Origin of the sequence: Rahnella bruchi (assembly GCF_003614975.1) — a bacterium.
Lineage (GTDB): Bacteria > Pseudomonadota > Gammaproteobacteria > Enterobacterales > Enterobacteriaceae > Rahnella > Rahnella bruchi.
Genome location: NZ_QZWI01000002.1, coordinates 1 through 15,027 on the forward strand (window position 1 = coordinate 1; position 15,027 = coordinate 15,027).

General features: G+C 55.1%; 16 protein-coding genes. 3 read left to right on the forward strand and 13 right to left on the reverse strand.

What is annotated here, in order from left to right; translation table 11 throughout:
• Together D5398_RS05400 and D5398_RS05405 are read right to left on the reverse strand one after the other, a co-directional pair.
• Positions 1–538, reverse strand: a 538-nt coding sequence (locus D5398_RS05400) for an ABC transporter permease family protein (protein ID WP_162940721.1), incomplete at its 3' end; no start/stop codon positions are given.
• Positions 538–2,106, reverse strand: coding sequence for an ABC transporter substrate-binding protein (locus D5398_RS05405; RefSeq protein WP_120506699.1), 1,569 nt, complete (start codon positions 2,104–2,106; stop codon positions 538–540). The genes D5398_RS05405 and D5398_RS05400, both read right to left, overlap by 1 nt.
• A gap of 372 nt (positions 2,107–2,478) precedes the next feature.
• Here D5398_RS05405 and D5398_RS05410 point away from each other — a divergent pair, with 372 nt between their 5' ends.
• Together D5398_RS05410 and D5398_RS05415 are read left to right on the forward strand one after the other, a co-directional pair.
• Positions 2,479–2,883, forward strand: a complete 405-nt coding sequence (locus D5398_RS05410; RefSeq protein WP_120506700.1) for a CidA/LrgA family protein — start codon at positions 2,479–2,481, stop codon at positions 2,881–2,883.
• On the forward strand, positions 2,876–3,571 hold the full coding sequence (locus D5398_RS05415; protein WP_120506701.1) for a CidB/LrgB family autolysis modulator: 696 nt from the start codon (positions 2,876–2,878) through the stop codon (positions 3,569–3,571). Before D5398_RS05410 ends, D5398_RS05415 begins: the two co-directional genes overlap by 8 nt.
• Before the next feature lie 308 nt (positions 3,572–3,879).
• On the opposite strand, the gene flgL is transcribed toward D5398_RS05415, so the two are convergent.
• The 11 genes from flgL to flgB form a co-directional block, all read right to left on the reverse strand.
• Positions 3,880–4,842, reverse strand: coding sequence for a flagellar hook-associated protein FlgL (gene flgL / locus D5398_RS05420; protein ID WP_120506702.1), 963 nt, complete (start codon positions 4,840–4,842; stop codon positions 3,880–3,882).
• A 27-nt stretch (positions 4,843–4,869) separates the two neighbouring features.
• A complete protein-coding gene (gene flgK, locus D5398_RS05425; protein WP_120506703.1) occupies positions 4,870–6,522 on the reverse strand; it encodes a flagellar hook-associated protein FlgK in 1,653 nt (550 codons plus the stop codon).
• A gap of 142 nt (positions 6,523–6,664) precedes the next feature.
• Positions 6,665–7,633, reverse strand: coding sequence for a flagellar assembly peptidoglycan hydrolase FlgJ (flgJ, locus tag D5398_RS05430; protein WP_120506704.1), 969 nt, complete (start codon positions 7,631–7,633; stop codon positions 6,665–6,667).
• The gene (locus tag D5398_RS05435) at positions 7,633–8,739 is read right to left on the reverse strand and encodes a flagellar basal body P-ring protein FlgI (protein WP_120506705.1); all 1,107 of its coding nucleotides are present in this window, start codon (positions 8,737–8,739) and stop codon (positions 7,633–7,635) included. Before D5398_RS05435 ends, flgJ begins: the two co-directional genes overlap by 1 nt.
• Before the next feature lie 10 nt (positions 8,740–8,749).
• Positions 8,750–9,454 carry a flagellar basal body L-ring protein FlgH gene (locus D5398_RS05440; protein WP_120506997.1) on the reverse strand — a complete coding sequence of 235 codons (705 nt, stop codon included), beginning with the start codon at positions 9,452–9,454 and terminating at the stop codon, positions 8,750–8,752.
• A gap of 162 nt (positions 9,455–9,616) precedes the next feature.
• Positions 9,617–10,399: a flagellar basal-body rod protein FlgG gene (gene flgG / locus D5398_RS05445; protein ID WP_120134135.1), complete on the reverse strand. Its 783-nt coding sequence runs from the start codon at positions 10,397–10,399 to the stop codon at positions 9,617–9,619.
• 21 nt (positions 10,400–10,420) lie between these two features.
• On the reverse strand, positions 10,421–11,176 hold the full coding sequence (locus tag D5398_RS05450; RefSeq protein WP_120134136.1) for a flagellar basal body rod protein FlgF: 756 nt from the start codon (positions 11,174–11,176) through the stop codon (positions 10,421–10,423).
• A gap of 35 nt (positions 11,177–11,211) precedes the next feature.
• Positions 11,212–12,456: a flagellar hook protein FlgE gene (gene flgE / locus D5398_RS05455; RefSeq protein WP_120506706.1), complete on the reverse strand. Its 1,245-nt coding sequence runs from the start codon at positions 12,454–12,456 to the stop codon at positions 11,212–11,214.
• A gap of 77 nt (positions 12,457–12,533) precedes the next feature.
• Positions 12,534–13,238, reverse strand: coding sequence for a flagellar hook assembly protein FlgD (gene flgD / locus D5398_RS05460; protein WP_120506707.1), 705 nt, complete (start codon positions 13,236–13,238; stop codon positions 12,534–12,536).
• Between the two features lie 11 nt (positions 13,239–13,249).
• Positions 13,250–13,654: a flagellar basal body rod protein FlgC gene (gene flgC, locus D5398_RS05465; protein ID WP_112289801.1), complete on the reverse strand. Its 405-nt coding sequence runs from the start codon at positions 13,652–13,654 to the stop codon at positions 13,250–13,252.
• Positions 13,655–13,660: 6 nt separating this feature from the next.
• On the reverse strand, positions 13,661–14,071 hold the full coding sequence (gene flgB, locus D5398_RS05470) for a flagellar basal body rod protein FlgB (RefSeq protein WP_120506708.1): 411 nt from the start codon (positions 14,069–14,071) through the stop codon (positions 13,661–13,663).
• 164 nt (positions 14,072–14,235) lie between these two features.
• Here flgB and flgA point away from each other — a divergent pair, with 164 nt between their 5' ends.
• On the forward strand, positions 14,236–14,976 hold the full coding sequence (gene flgA / locus D5398_RS05475; protein WP_162940723.1) for a flagellar basal body P-ring formation chaperone FlgA: 741 nt from the start codon (positions 14,236–14,238) through the stop codon (positions 14,974–14,976).
• Positions 14,977–15,027: the final 51 nt, after the last annotated feature.

Genomic DNA, 15,027 nt, shown 5'->3' on the forward strand with positions numbered 1-15,027 from the left:
CGCCCGCCCAGTGCAGCACGGCGTAAAACAGCAACAGGCCGAGCAGGCTCAGCCAGAATATCGGCACGGAATACCCGAGCAGCGAGACCATTCTCGCGACGTTATCCAGCCAGCTTCCCGGTTTCCATACCGCCAGCAGCGCCAGTAAAATACCCAGCGTCCCGCCGAGCAGAATGGCGCAGGTGGCCAGTTCGACGGTTGCCGGGAAGGTGCGCATTAAATCGCTGGCAACCGGCTGCGCGGTAATACGGGATATTCCCATATCGCCGTGCGCCAGGTGATCGAGATATCGTGCGAACTGTATCGGCACTGACTGATCGAGACCTAAATCGCGACGAACCTGCGCATAGGTGGCTTCACTGGCGTGATCGCCTGCCACCTGAAGTGTCGGGTCAATCGGAGCAAGGTGGGAAAGTGTAAAGGTGAACGCCAGCAGGCCGAGCAATGTCAGCGCCAGCGAAATCACGCCGGTCAGCAAACGGCCTGACCAGCGCCAACCCTGCCGGAGGAATCCGGCGGGCGTTGAACTGTCTGTCATTACTTGGTGACCTTGCTGTAGAAGACCATGTCAGGATTGATGCCCTGCACGTAGCCCTTGATGTTGTCACGCACGGCGATGAGGCTTTTGGCCTGTAAGCCGATGACAAACGGTGAGTTTTTCTGTACTTCCAGTTGCAGCTGACGGTAATCCGCCACGCGTTTGGCCTGATCCGGTTCGGCAATCGCCGCCAGCGTCAGTTTATTCAGCGCCGGAATAGACCAGTTAGCGCGCCATGCCAGGGTTTTGCTGCCGTCTTCCGGATTGAAAGCAAACGCGGAAGCATTGGTGTTCGGGTCAAAGTAATCCGGGCCCCATGAAGACATATACGCGTCGTATTCATGCGCCTTAATTTTGGTGGAAATCTGCGAGCTTAAACCCGGATCCAGTTTTACCGTCACGCCGCCCTGCGCGAAGCTGGCCTGCAACGCCTGCGCGATGTCCAGATACGGCGGCTGGTTGGCGGTAGACAGCGTGAAGCTGACGTTAGTCAGTCCGGCTTTCGCCAGAATCGCTTTGGCTTTCTCCGGATCATAGGTGTAAGGCGTGTCGTTTAGCGCGCCCAGATAGCCTTCAGGCAGGAATGCCTGATGCACCTGGAACTGATTTTTCATCAGGTCATGGGCGATATGGTTATAGTCGAACAGATAACGCGCCGCTTCCCAGAAGGCCGGATTCCCCAGCGCCGGAGAGGCTTTGGCGTTGAACTGCATGAAATACAACGAGGCATAAGGCACGGCCAGCGGTTTGACGCCTTTCTTGCCTTCTAGCGCAGCCATCTGATCCGAACCGAGGTTACGCGCCATATCCGCATCGCCCTGCTCAATCAGCAGACGGCGTGCAGCCGGATCCGGTACGTTTTTAATCAGAATGGTTTTCAGCTTCGGCGCGCCTTCCGGAGACGTCGGGTTCGCGGAAAGGATCACCACTTCATGCGGAATATAGTTACGGATCTGATACGGACCGGAACCGGCAGAATGGTTGCTCAGCCACTGATGTCCGAGGTCGTCGGCGGCCGCGTTCGTTTTCACCAGTTTGCTGTCAACAATCGAGGAAACCGGCGCAGACAGCAGGCTCAACACGAAGGACGGGCTGACATCAGCAGTCCAGCTGACTTTCACATGCTGGTCGTCGATTTTGGTCAGGAAAGTATCGACGTTTTTATCTGTCCAGCCCAGCTGGGTCAGAATGAACGAAGGCTCGAGATTCAGTTTCACCACGCGCGACAGCGAGAAGATCACGTCGTCGGCAGTCAGCGGGTTGCCGCTGGCAAAGGTCGCTTTTGGCGACAGCGTGAACGTCAGGCTGCGGTTATCTTTGCCTGCTTCCCAGGAGGTCGCCAGCGTCGGTTTTAAATCAATCGGATTATTAGGATCTGACTGCACCAGACGCTGGTAAATGTTGTTGAAAGCCTGCACCGTCGTCAGTTCAAAACCCTGTGCCGGGTCAAAGCTTGAGGTGTCATCAATGGACTGGGCGATGACCAGCGTGTCCGGCGGCGTGGCAGCCTGGACAGCGAAAGTAGCCGCAATAGCCGTAAACAGGACGGACGGTAATAAAGCTTTCATCAGGACAGACTCTCCAAAGTAGCGAAATTGCTAAAGTTTTGTTGAGTGTAAAGTTTCTTATTAAGAGCAGAAAGTCTGATAAATACTATCGTTATGCTAATTATGAATAACGTTATCTGATTGGTTATTAAAGCCGCAGGACGGGCGCTGGCAGCGAATTGTTACTGTACAAACAGGCGCGTGACCGGGCAAAGCAGCTAGGCACGGGCCGGGTATCATCCGCGCCTGATTCTAAAGGCATACCCTGCAATTTCAGCAGCCAAACCCTGCCTTTTTGGCATACACTTCATTCCTAAATTTCATACTGAGTTATGTGGCGCAGATCACATCTTAATTGTATGATGAATGCATCATTCAACTGGGTGAAACACCATGAGCATTGCAACTTCTCTGGCATTCCAATATATCCGGGCATTTATTCTGATTTATCTGTGTTTATTCGCCGGGAATGCGATTTCATCCCTTCTGCCGCTGACTATTCCCGGCAGCATTATCGGCATGCTGATTTTATTCGGGCTGCTTTCAACGCAAATTTTGCCGTTTAAATGGGTTAAACCCGGCTGCAACGTTCTGATCCGCTATATGGCGCTCCTGTTTGTGCCTATCGGCGTCGGCGTGATGAATTATTACGAGCAGCTGCGCACGCAGTTCGGCCCGCTGGTGGTGTCCTGTCTGGTTAGTACGATCATCGTATTGCTGGTGGTCGCCTATTGTTCTCACTATATCCACGGCGAGCGCGGTGCGGTGGTGGACAACGCGGAGAAAGAAAATGATTGATATTTTGTGGTCGCTGCCGCTGACCCTGCTGGTATTTTTCGCCACGCGTAAACTGGCGGTGAAACTAAAAATGCCGCTGCTGAATCCGTTACTGATGTCGATGGTGGTGATTATCCCGCTGCTGCTGGTGACCAATATTCCTTACGCACGCTATTTCGCCGGCAGTAAAATCCTCAATGATTTACTGCAACCGGCTGTGGTCGCGCTGGCGTTTCCGCTTTACGAACAGCTGCATCAGATCCGCGCCCGCTGGAAATCCATCATCAGCATCTGCTTTATCGGCAGCATCGTGGCGATGACCACCGGCACCGCAATTGCATTATGGATGGGCGCTACGCCACAGATTGCCGCTTCAGTCTTACCGAAATCCGTCACCACGCCGATTGCGATGGCGACCGCCCAGTCGATTAATGGTATTCCGGCCATCAGCGCCGTCTGCGTGATTTTCGTCGGGATCCTTGGCGCGGTTTTCGGTCACACCATTCTGAACATCCTGAAAATCACTACCAAAGCCTCACGCGGACTGGCGATGGGCACCGCATCTCACGCCCTCGGCACCGCCCGCTGCGCCGAAATGGATTATCAGGAAGGCGCCTTCAGCTCGCTGGCGCTAGTCATCTGTGGGATCATCACCTCCCTCCTCGCCCCGTTCCTGTTCCCCGTATTACTCGCCATGTTTGGTCATTAGTCGGGAAAAATAGAAGGCACGGCTTCCTCTAGCTGTTTCGGATTGTATCAAGGCGGCAAGTCTGTGAGTCCCGATGAGCTGACAATAAGTCAGTGATTCGGGCGAGCAGACGCAGCCAACGCAGAGATAATTCGAAGCAGGACGAGGAAAAAGATGTATGTCGCCAAACCTTAGAAAGACGACATACAAAACTGAGAGTACCCGGTTTAAGTACGGTCAGAAAAATGCCTGCCGGCCCGCATTATGCGGACTGGCAGCAGATAACGAAGAGGGTCAAACGGGCGCGCGATGCTGGCGCGCCGGAGGGATTACGAGTTCATCTGGAACAGCGACATACCTTGCATGGAGCTGTAGGTTTTATAGGACGCCTGGAGTGCAACCTGTTGCAGCGTGTAGGTCGAAATCGCCGAGGTCCATTCAGTATCGACCAGATTGCTAAGCTTGGTGGAGTTCGTCACGTCGCGGTTATCACCCAGCGTATCGAGGCTGTCGAGTTCACTCATTTGCGTACCGAGCTCAGAGCGCACTGACAATACGTTGTTCAGTGAGTTGCTCAGGCCACGGTTGGCTTTATCGATCGCGTCGGTGTATTCGGAGTCAGAGGTATAATCCGCTGAAGGCGTTTTAAGAGCAGTCAGCGCGCCGTCGATGGTCTTGAAGATGTCGGCTTCGCCAGTAGAACCGTTTGGCTCTTTCTTCGCATCACCGGTTAAGGAATCAAAAATCTGATTGCCGGTGTGGTTGATAGTCATGGTACGGCTGGCATCAACCTGCTGGGTGATTGCCGTGTCACCACCGGAATACGTCACTGCACCGGTAGTCGGATCCTGCGTATAAGGCGCGGTATCACTCTTATACCCGGCAAAAATATAGCGCCCGTTACCGTCGGTGCTGTTCGCCAGGTTGACCAGTTGTGATTTCAGGCTTTCCAGTTTGGTGGCCAAAGAAGAACGGTCATCATCACTTAACGTCCCGTTTCCCGCCTGAACGATCAGAGTCTGCGCATCCTGTATCGTGGATGTTACGCTGGAAAGAATCGATTCTTCCTGACTCATGTTTTGATTAGCAAAAGTACGCGCTACCGAATACTGACTGTTTTGCGCTGTAGCCTGGCGCACCAGTACGGCCTGAGAGGCAGCCAGCGGATCATCAGAAGGCTTATTTACTTTAGAGCCAGTGGATAGCTGCAAGCCGGTCGCCTGGAAACGGTTCTGACCATCCAGCACCGCATCCATGTTTTGTTGGTAAATTATATTGGTACTAAGGCGCATGGCATCAGTTCCTTATCAGTTCAGAGATCAGCGAAGATTGATGATGGCGTCAAAAATGGTGGATGCCGTCTGCACCACCTGCGCGTTAGCCAGATAATATTGCTGGTAGCGTTGCAGATCGCCGTATTCCTCATCGAGGTTAACGCCGGAAATGGACTGCTGTTGCGTTGTCAGCTGCGTCACGATATTGCTTTGCGCGGTGCTGGTGGTGGTCAGTGTCGCCACCTGGTTACCGACGTTACTCACCAGGCTGGCGTAGGCGCCGGACAGCGTTGACTTACCTTCCACCAGTTTAGCGGTCTGCAAATTCAGTAATTTTTGCGCGTTGGTGTTATCACTCACGCCGCTGTCAGCTGAGCTTGCAGCAGCAATCAGCGAAGAATCTGTGATAGCCACACCCATGCTTCCCGCCACGTTGCTGACGGTTTTGAGGGTAAAGCTGTCGTTGGTCGATGGCGTACCGGAAACAGAAACCGATAATCCGTCAAATTCCATGGTCGGATTACCGCTGCTGTCGGTGCCTGCCGTTGGCGTGATTTTAGCGCCATCGGAAACACGGGTGACATCCCAGCTGGTGCCGTTATAGGCCATGGTGTAATCGCTGGCTTTCACCGCTGTCGTGTCTTTGTACGCCACGCTGACATCGGCGGTGCCGGTGTTTTTGGTGTTACCCACGGTGGTTGCGCCGGTATAAGAGAAGAAATCTGTCCCTGCGTCACCGTTGAGATCAAATCCGGCTTTGTTGGTGCTGTTGAACGCGTCAGAGAACGTCAGTGCCAGTTGCCCGAGCTGGTTAATGGCAGGCTCGAGGTTGTCTTTACGAAACGCCAGCGTGCCGCCGAGAGATCCGGTGGTCAGACGACTTTCCTGAATTTCAGAAACGGTGCCATCAGGCTGAGTCATACCGACGGTCAGTTTGGAAGGATCAGCACTGGAAGCTACCGCCACGACCGTTTTAGAGTTGCCGCCGCTCACCAGTGGCGTGCCGTTAGCAAAGGAGACGTTATAGGTATCGCCATCCTGCTGAGTCACGGTCACACCGGTGATATCGTTGAGCTGGCTGACCAGCTGGTCACGCTGATCGAGCAGTGCGTTAGGTTCCTGACCGGTGCTGCCACGGGTTGCGGTGATCTGGGTATTCAGCTTGGCAATCTGCGCCGCATAAGTGTTGATCTGATCAACGTTTTGCGTAACCTGCTGATTCACCGCGGTGTTCATGTCATTAAGGTATTTCGCTGAGCTGTTGAACTGCGCAGTTAAGCCCTGTGCTTCGCCCAATACCGCCTGACGTGCCGAGCTGTCGCTGGCATTGCTGGTCAGCGTTTGCAGGCCTTTGAAGAAGGTCGACATAGTCGCATCGATACCGGTCGAGCTGTCGCCCAGCAGGTCATCAATCGAGCTTGCCTGATCCAACTGTGTGGATAGCGCACTGCCGGTGGCGCTTGCGCCAAGCAACTGGGTCACGACAAAGGAATTGTATTCACGGTTCACGCCGGTCACGGTCACACCGTTACCGATATACCCGGCGGAGGTGGAGTTACCGTTACTTTGAGTGATGATCGCCGTCTGACGGTTATAGCCCGCCACACTGACGTTAGCGATGTTGTTCCCGGTGGTACTGAGCGCTGCCTGCGCTGCGTTCAGTCCGCTCATTGCGGTATTAATTAAGCTACTGGACATGAGTGACCTTTTGTCTGCCGGTGACCTTTTTTACCACCGTGTAATTAAGGGAACTGAATCGGGGCTTTCCCCTTTTCCCATTCTGATCTGGTTATCGGCCTGTCACGCCAAAACTTGAGGAAAAAAACGAGGATTTGGCTATCTAAAAGATATCTTTCAAATCATGGCTATACGCCTTAACTGCCTGCTCGCCCGCACCTTTAATTTTCTGGATAACGCTCACCAGTTTGTCGGCATAATTCGGGTCGGTGGCATAGCCTGCGCGTTGCAATTCATGCGCGGCTTGTTCAGGGGTATTAGCAGAAGCCACCTGGGCGTAACGCGGGTTGCTGGTCAGCAGTTTGATGTAATCGCTGATCGCTTCCACGTAGGAGCCATAAACGCGGAAACTGGCCTGAACTTTTTTCGCCACGCCGTTGGTGTATTCGGTGGTGGTGATATTGGTGGTCGGGCCGTCCCAGCTGCTGCCCGCTTTAATACCAAACAGGTTGAAGCTGCGCTTGCCATCGGCAGTCGGGATCTCGCGTTGTCCCCAGCCGGATTCCAGTGCGGCCTGCGCCATGATCAGCTGATGTGAAATCCCGCTGTCTTTACTGGCCACCTGCGCCGGAATGCTCAGGTTGGACACGAACTGACCGCTGTCGGCAGGTAAAGGTGCGCCGCCGGTAGTGCGATCCGGTGCGGTCGGAATAACTTTACGCAAATACTGTTCCATCGCCTGCACCGGCATGGTTTTCAGCACTTCGTTATCCAGCGCCATCGGCACCGTACCGGACAGTTCGGACGGCTGTTTAGAGCCGCCGGTCAGCTGTTCTACCATCATATCGGCCATGCCCAACCCTTTGTCGGACATGTCCTGCGCAATTTGCTGATCGTACATCGAGGTATAAAGTTTGGTGGACTGGTTGTCGAGGATCCCCCCCTGCGGCAATGCCTGACGCATACTCTTCAGCATCATCTGGACAAACACGCCTTCAAACTGTTTCGCCACTTCTTTGAGATGCGCCTGCGGATTTTGCGACACATCCCGTTTCAGTTTGTTCAGGGAATTGGCATCGTACGCCGCCCCTTGCGGGTCAAAGGCGCCGGACATCGACAACAGATCGCTCATCAGATAATTTCCAAATCAGCACGCAGGCAGCCGGCTGTTTTCATGGCCTGCAGGATGGACATCAGGTCGATAGGCGTCGCGCCTAACGCGTTCAGGGTACGGACCACGTTGTTCAGGCTGGCGCTGGAGCGCACCTGCTGGATAGAGCCGCCGGACTGACGCACGGAAATATTGGTGTTTGGCGTCACCACGGTCTGACCGCCGCCGAACGGCGTGTTTGGCTGGCTGACATCGTTCTGACGATCTACCACCACAGAGAGGTTGCCCTGCGCAACTGCGCAACTGTCGAGCGTGACGTCACGGTTCATGACCACCGAGCCGGTACGGGAGTTGATGATGACTTTGGCATCCATCGGCCCGACATTGACTTCAATATTCTGAATTTGCGCCAGTATGCGCACCTGCGAAGTGTTGCCGCGCGGCACAATGATCTGAATATTGCGGGAATCCAGTGCTGACGCTGTGCCCATTCCCTGACGGTTGATGGCATCACTGACCTGCTGCGCCAGATTGAAATCTTCGTCGTTAAGTTGCAGGTTGATCACGCCCTCGGTACCAAAAGTGCTTGGCAGTTCACGTTCGATAGTGGCGCCGCCGGTAATACGACCGCCGGAAACCTGGTTGACCGTCACGCTGCTGCCACCGGCTGAAGCGCCCGCACCGCCGACCAGCACGTTACCCTGCGCCAGCGCGTAAACCTGATTATCCACGCCTTTCATCGGCGTCATCAGCAAGGTGCCGCCACGAATACTTTTGGCATTACCCATCGAGGAAACCACCACGTCAATCGCCTGTCCGGCACGCGAGAATGGCGGCATTTTGGCGGTCACCATCACCGCTGCCACGTTTTTCAGCTGCATATTGGTACCAGCCGGAACGGTTATTCCTAACTGGGATAACATGTTGGTGAGAGTCTGTGTGGTGAACGGTGTCTGAGTGGTCTGGTCACCGGTTCCGTCCAGGCCGACGACCAGGCCGTAACCGATCAGGGCGTTATCACGCACACCTTGTACCGTCGTCAGATCACGAATACGGTCGGCGGATGCGGGCAGTACCACCAGGGCGGACATCGCCAGACAGATAACACCGGAAAGTAGTTTTCGCATGATTGCCTCGTTATAACGGCGATAAGTTTAGGAAGAACCGCTGCAACCAGCCCATGTTCTGCGCTTCATTGATGTAGCCGTTACCCACGTATTCGATGCGCGCATCTGCCACCTGCGTGGAGATAACGGCGTTTGCACCGCTGATGGTGCGCGGGTTGACCACACCGGAGAACCGGATGAATTCGGTGCCCTGATTAATTTCGATTTGTTTTTCACCGACAACTTTCAGGTTGCCGTTTGCCAGCACTTCCGCGACCGTCACGGTCAGTGTGCCGCTGAAGGTGTTATTGGCCGCTGCGCCGCCTTTACCACCGAAGGTATTGGCACCGGACATATCCACGTCGGCGCGGGCATTGCCAAACAGCCCTTCCAGATAGCGCGGCGCGGTGGCGGCACCAAAGGTGGTTGACCCGTTACGGCTGGCGTTCGCCGAGGAGCTTTTGCTCGCACTGACGTTTTCCTGTAAGACGATGGTCAGAGTATCCCCGACGTTACGTGGACGGCGGTCTTCAAACAGAGGCTGATAACCATAGTTCATCGGCTGAACGGACTGGAAAATCGAGCCGTTAGGCACCGGCGGTGCGGCGGGCGCAGGGGTTGCTGTGGTGGTTCCGGGTACCAGCGGGGTATGCGGCATATACGCGCAGCCGTTCGCCAGTAACGTGATTAACAGCGGCAGCACCAGCTTGCCTGGTCGGTCTGTATAAGAAGTCATTTCCGACGTTATTTTTTTGCTCACCACAGTTATCGCCTTAAAAAAATCGACCTGGTAGGGATCTGAACCGGTTCAGAACTGACGCCGTCCGGCCCCAATCCTCTTGTTTTTTTGTGGCTGCCCGTTCCGGCGACAGCCACTTTGTTATGACGTACAAAAAACCTACAGCTGCGACAGTTTTTGCAACATTTCGTCCGACGTAGACACGGCTTTACTGTTGATTTCGTAAGCGCGCTGCGTCTGGATCATGTTGACCAGCTCTTCCGCCACGTTGACGTTAGAGGTTTCCACATAACCCTGATACAACAGGCCGGCACCGTTCAGGCCCGGCGTGCTTTCAGTCGGCGCGCCGGAGCTCTGGGTTTCCTGATAAAGGTTTTCACCCATCGATTCCAGGCCGCTGTTGTTGATGAAGGTGCTCAGCGTCAGTTGCCCGACTTGTTGTGCCGCCGTCTGCCCCTGCTGGGTCACGCTGACGATACCGTCACGACCGACCGTCATGCTCAGCGCATTGGCCGGAATGGTGATCGCAGGAATAACCTGATAACCGCTCGACGTCACCAGCTGACCGTTCTGATCCACCTGGAAAGAACCGTCGCGGGTATACGCGGTGGTGCCGTCCGGCAGCTGCACCTGGAAGAAACCCTCGCCTTTGACGGCGATGTCTTTACTGTTGCTGGTCTGCGACAGGTTGCCCTGCGAGAACAAACGTTCAGTAGAAACCGGACGCACACCGGTACCAATCTGCAAACCGGATGGCAGGTTGGTCTGCTCAGAAGATTGCGCACCGGGCTGGCGGACAGTCTGATAAAGCAGGTCTTCGAACACCGCACGCTGGCGTTTAAAACCGTTGGTGCTGACGTTCGCCAAGTTGTTGGCGATGACGTCCATGTTGGTCTGCTGGGCATCCAGACCGGTTTTCGCAATATACAGCGATGGGATCATGTCATTACTCCTCTGCCATCATCAGCTCATTGACAGCAGATTGTTGGCACTCTGTTCATTTTCATCGACGCTGTGGATGACTTTCATCTGCATCTCAAAGCGACGGGCGTTGGCAATCATGTCAACCATGGTCGATACCGGATCCGCGTTACTGCCTTCAAGTGTTCCTGGCATCACGTGGATTGTCGGGTCGGCCTGTAAAGCGGCACCGCGCGCCAGCGCCGTGGCCGGGGTCGGACGGAACATGCCGTCGTCGCCACGGGTCACTTCGCTGTTCGCGGCTTTGACCAGCTTGAGTTTGCCGAGCTGCCCCATGGTATTCGGGTCAGCGCCGGCTTCGAGCACGGCGATGGTGCCGTCCGCAGAAATCGTCAGTTGTGAGTTCGGCGGAACCTCGATCGGGCCGTTATCCCCCATCACCGGATGACCCTGAACGGTCAGCTGGTTAGTCGGTGACACCTGCATGTCGCCGTTACGGGTATAAGCTTCAGTGCCATCAGGCATCTGCACCGCAAGGAAACCGTCCTGCTGTAAAGCCACATCCAGCGGACGGCCAGTGTAGTTAAGTTTGCCTTGCGTCATGTCTGCGCCCGGCGTAGACGCCGTGACCAGCGTACGCGTAGGCAGGCTTTCACCTTCCACCGGCACCGCGCGCATAGCTAAAAGTTGCGAGCGAAAGCCGGGTGTATTGGCATTAGCAAGGTTGCTCGACGTGACCGACTGCTGAAGCAGGGTCTGGCTCGCTGCGCCGCTTGCGGTGTAGATAGCGTGATCCATAGTGCTGCCCTGTTCTCAAAGTAAAAAAGAGCGTCTTAGCGCAGGTTAACCAGCGTGTTCAGGATGGAGTCCTGAGTTTTGATGGTTTGCGCATTCGACTGATAGTTACGCTGAGCAACGATCATGTTCACCAGTTCGGCGCTCAGATCGACGTTGGACGATTCCAGCGCACCACTGGTCATGCTGGCGAAACCACCCGCGCCCGCCACGCCGTTCACGGCCTGACCGGAAGACGAGGTAGCTGTCCACACGTTGTTACCTTCAGATTGCAGACCTTCCGGGTTAGAGAAGGAACTCAGGACAATCTGGCCCAGCAGCTGCGTTTTCTGGTTGGAGTAAGTTCCGGTGATGGTGCCGTCATCGTTGATGGTGTAGCCGGTCATCTGGCCCGCGGCGTAACCATCCTGCGTCAGGGAACCGATGCTGTCGCTGCCGGTGCTTTGCTGGATACTGCCGGTGAAGTTCAGGCCAACAGACTGCGGAGTCACAGTGCCGTTGGTGGAAGTATTCATCACGATTGGCAGTGAACCGTTAGCGTTGACGGTGCCGTCAGCCTGAGTTGCGCTTTGCAGTGCGCCGCTGGTATCAAATTTCAGCGTACCCATTTTGGTGGCGGCAGAACCGGCCACGCTGCTGTCGAGGGAGTACAAATCCCAGGTGTTAGACGCGGTTTTCACGAAGTACACGTTGTTGTCGTGCGCGTTACCCTGTGAGTCATAGGTGGTAATGCTGTTGACGTAGTTGTACGTGGTGTCGTCGTTGGCGTTGAACGTCTTCGCCGTCGGGATAGCCGTGTCGGTGGAGTTCAGGTTAGCGACCATGGTGGCTGCGGTAGTGGCTTTCGCACTCATCATGGTGGTCGGAACGCTCAGCGCGCCAGGCTGCGCACCGGCGGCGATAGTCGGTGGCGTACCTGTTGCCGGATAACCTGTCACGCTCAGACCCTGCGCGTTCACCAGATTGCGGTTAGCATCGAGGGAGAACTGACCGTTACGCGAGTAATAAACCGTGCCGCTGCTGTCGGCCAGACGGAAAAAACCGTTGCCGCTCAGAGCCACATCCAGACCACGGGAGGTGTTAGTCGTGGTGCCATCGTTAAAGTTCTGCGTGACAGCCGCCACTTTAACGCCCATACCTGCCTGAGAACCGGCAAACATATCGGCGAAAGACGCGGTCGCTGTTTTGAAACCCACGGTGGCGGAGTTGGCGATGTTGTTACCGATCACGTCCAGGTCGGTGGATGCCGCGCTGAGACCGCTGACTGCTTGTGAAAAGCTCATGTTAGCTCCATTTACTGTGTGTAGTGTTTTCAGCTCCTCTCCCTGCAAAGGGGGAGAGAGCGGTCTGAGTGTTTCGCTTACAAGATCTGGCGAACTGAATCGACGGAAGCGGTTCCCCGCACCCCGAGATCCAGCGCTGTCGTACCTGATGAACTGGTGGTAACACCATTGACCAGCGCGTAGTTAAGCGGTGTCGCCACCATTTGCTGACCGTTGTTCAGGGCATTGATGCTGAAGGTGTAGCTGCCATCCGGTGCTTTGGTGCCATCGTCCTGCGTACCGTCCCAGGTATAGCTGTGCACACCGGCGGTCTGGCCGCCCAGCGAGATGGTTTTCACCACTTTGCCGGTGGAATCGCTGACGGTGGCCGTGGTGGTATCAGAAGCTGTTTCCAGCTCAAAACCGAATGGCGTGGTGCTGACAGTGCCGTCAGTATCGCTGCCGACCAGAATGGCGCTGCCGGAAACCATGACGCCATGACCAATCAGGGAGCTGGCCTGTACGGAAGAACCGCTGGTGATTTGTCCTGAGATGCTGCCGAGCGTGGTATTGAGTTTTTCAATGCCGCTCACGGTGCTGATTTGTGCCAGCTGGCTGGTCAGCTGACTGTTATCCATCGGATTGGTCGGATCCTGGTTTTTCAGCTGTGCGACTAACAGCGTCAGGAAACTGCTGGATAAATCATCGGCAGAACTGGCGCCTGTCGTGGACGAACCGCCGGAACTGGTGCTGGTGATCGTGGTGTTGTCTGTGGTGTCATTAATCGACGTGGTAATGGCCATGGTTCGCTCCGCTATTGCCCCAGAGTGAGAGTTTTCATCATCAACGACTTGGTGGTGTTAAGCACTTCGACGTTGGCCTGATAACTGCGGGAAGCGGAGATGGTGTTCACCATTTCGCTGACCACATCTACGTTTGGCATCTTCACATAGCCTTTGGCATCCGCCATCGGATTGCCCGGCTGGAAGACCAGACGATCCGGAGACGGATCATCAACGACCTGCGCCACTTTCACGCCGCCCGTTTCCTGACCAGGCGCCGCATCCACCTGAAATACCACCTGCTTCGCTTTGTACGGCTGGCCGTCAGGGCCGGTCACACTGTCGGCGTTGGCCATGTTACTGGCGCTGACGTTCAGGCGCTGAGACTGCGCAGCGAGCGCAGAACCGGCGATATCAAAAATACCGAGCATTGACATGGGTTATTATCCTTGCAGCACCGACATCATCCCTTTGATCTGGCCGCCAAGGACGGTCAAATCGGTCTGATAGCGCACGCTGTTATCCGCAAAGTTTGTACGTTCACGGTCCATATCGACCGTGTTACCGTCGGCTGAAGGCTGGTCAGGGATCCGGTACATCAGATCCATATCAGCAGGCTGGACGTTCGAAGCCGGAATATGACGATCGGAGGTCAAAGATAAAGACATCCCGCTGCCACTCGCGCGCCCCTGCTCCATCACCTTCTGTAACTGACTGGCGAAATCGATATCGCGCGCCTGATACCCAGGGGTGTCGGCGTTGGCAATATTGGCTGAAAGTATTTCTTGCCGCTGGGCACGCAGGTTGAGCGCTTCCTGTTGGAACTGTAGTGCGGCGTTCAATTTGTCGAGCATGCGCCCTCCGCAAAGTGAGATTTTGGAGTCGACAGCATAAATGCGAGTGTCAACTGCCTATCGTCTGAATAAGCGCAAAATCGTCCGCTATTTGTTCCTTTAGGAAATGAAAAGTGCGCGTAGACTTGTCGCCAGTAGTAAGTTGGCACAAAGGTAAATTGCGTATGAACAGGCAGAGAATCCGTCGTTTCGGTATCACACTGGGCTGCATCATTCTGGGTGCAACATCCGGTGAGGCGAGCTATGCACAGTCTTTGCCCGTGAGAAACGAGCAGGTCATAAGCGTGCCTGCTTCGGCGAACAGCGATACACTGTTGTCCTCGCAAATTCAGCAGTTCTTCCGCCAGCAATATGCGCAAAGTGGAATGCAGGTCACGGTGCTGGTCAGCACGCCAGCGGCGCGACAGCCGCAGTGTCTGTCGCCACAATTTATGCTTTCTCCCAATAGCCGTACCTGGGGCAATGTTTCAGTGGCGGTGAACTGTAACGGGCAGAAAAGCTATGTACAGACCAAGGTGCAGGTGAGCGGTACTTACTGGGTCGCGGCGAAAAATGTGCCGTCGGGCGCGCATCTGGCAGAAACGGATTTGCAGCAAAAAACCGGACGTTTAGATTTATTGCCACCGAAGGCGATTCTCGACAGCAAACAGGCGATAAATGGCATCACGCTGCGCAATATCAGCATTGGTCAGCCGTTAACGCTTTCGATGCTGCGCCGTCCCTGGATGGTACATGCGGGACAGGAAGTGCAGGTGCAGGCAACAGGCAGTGGATTTAATGTGTCGAGTGCCGGTAAGGCGATGAATAATGCAGCAGCGAATGACTCGGTGCGGATCAGAATGCCGTCAGGCGTGATTGTGAACGGGATGGTCGGCCCGGACGGCTCTGTGACAGTGGAGATTTAACCCTGTATTGCAACCACTTTTAGACAAAAAGCTGCAATAAAGGCTAAAGTT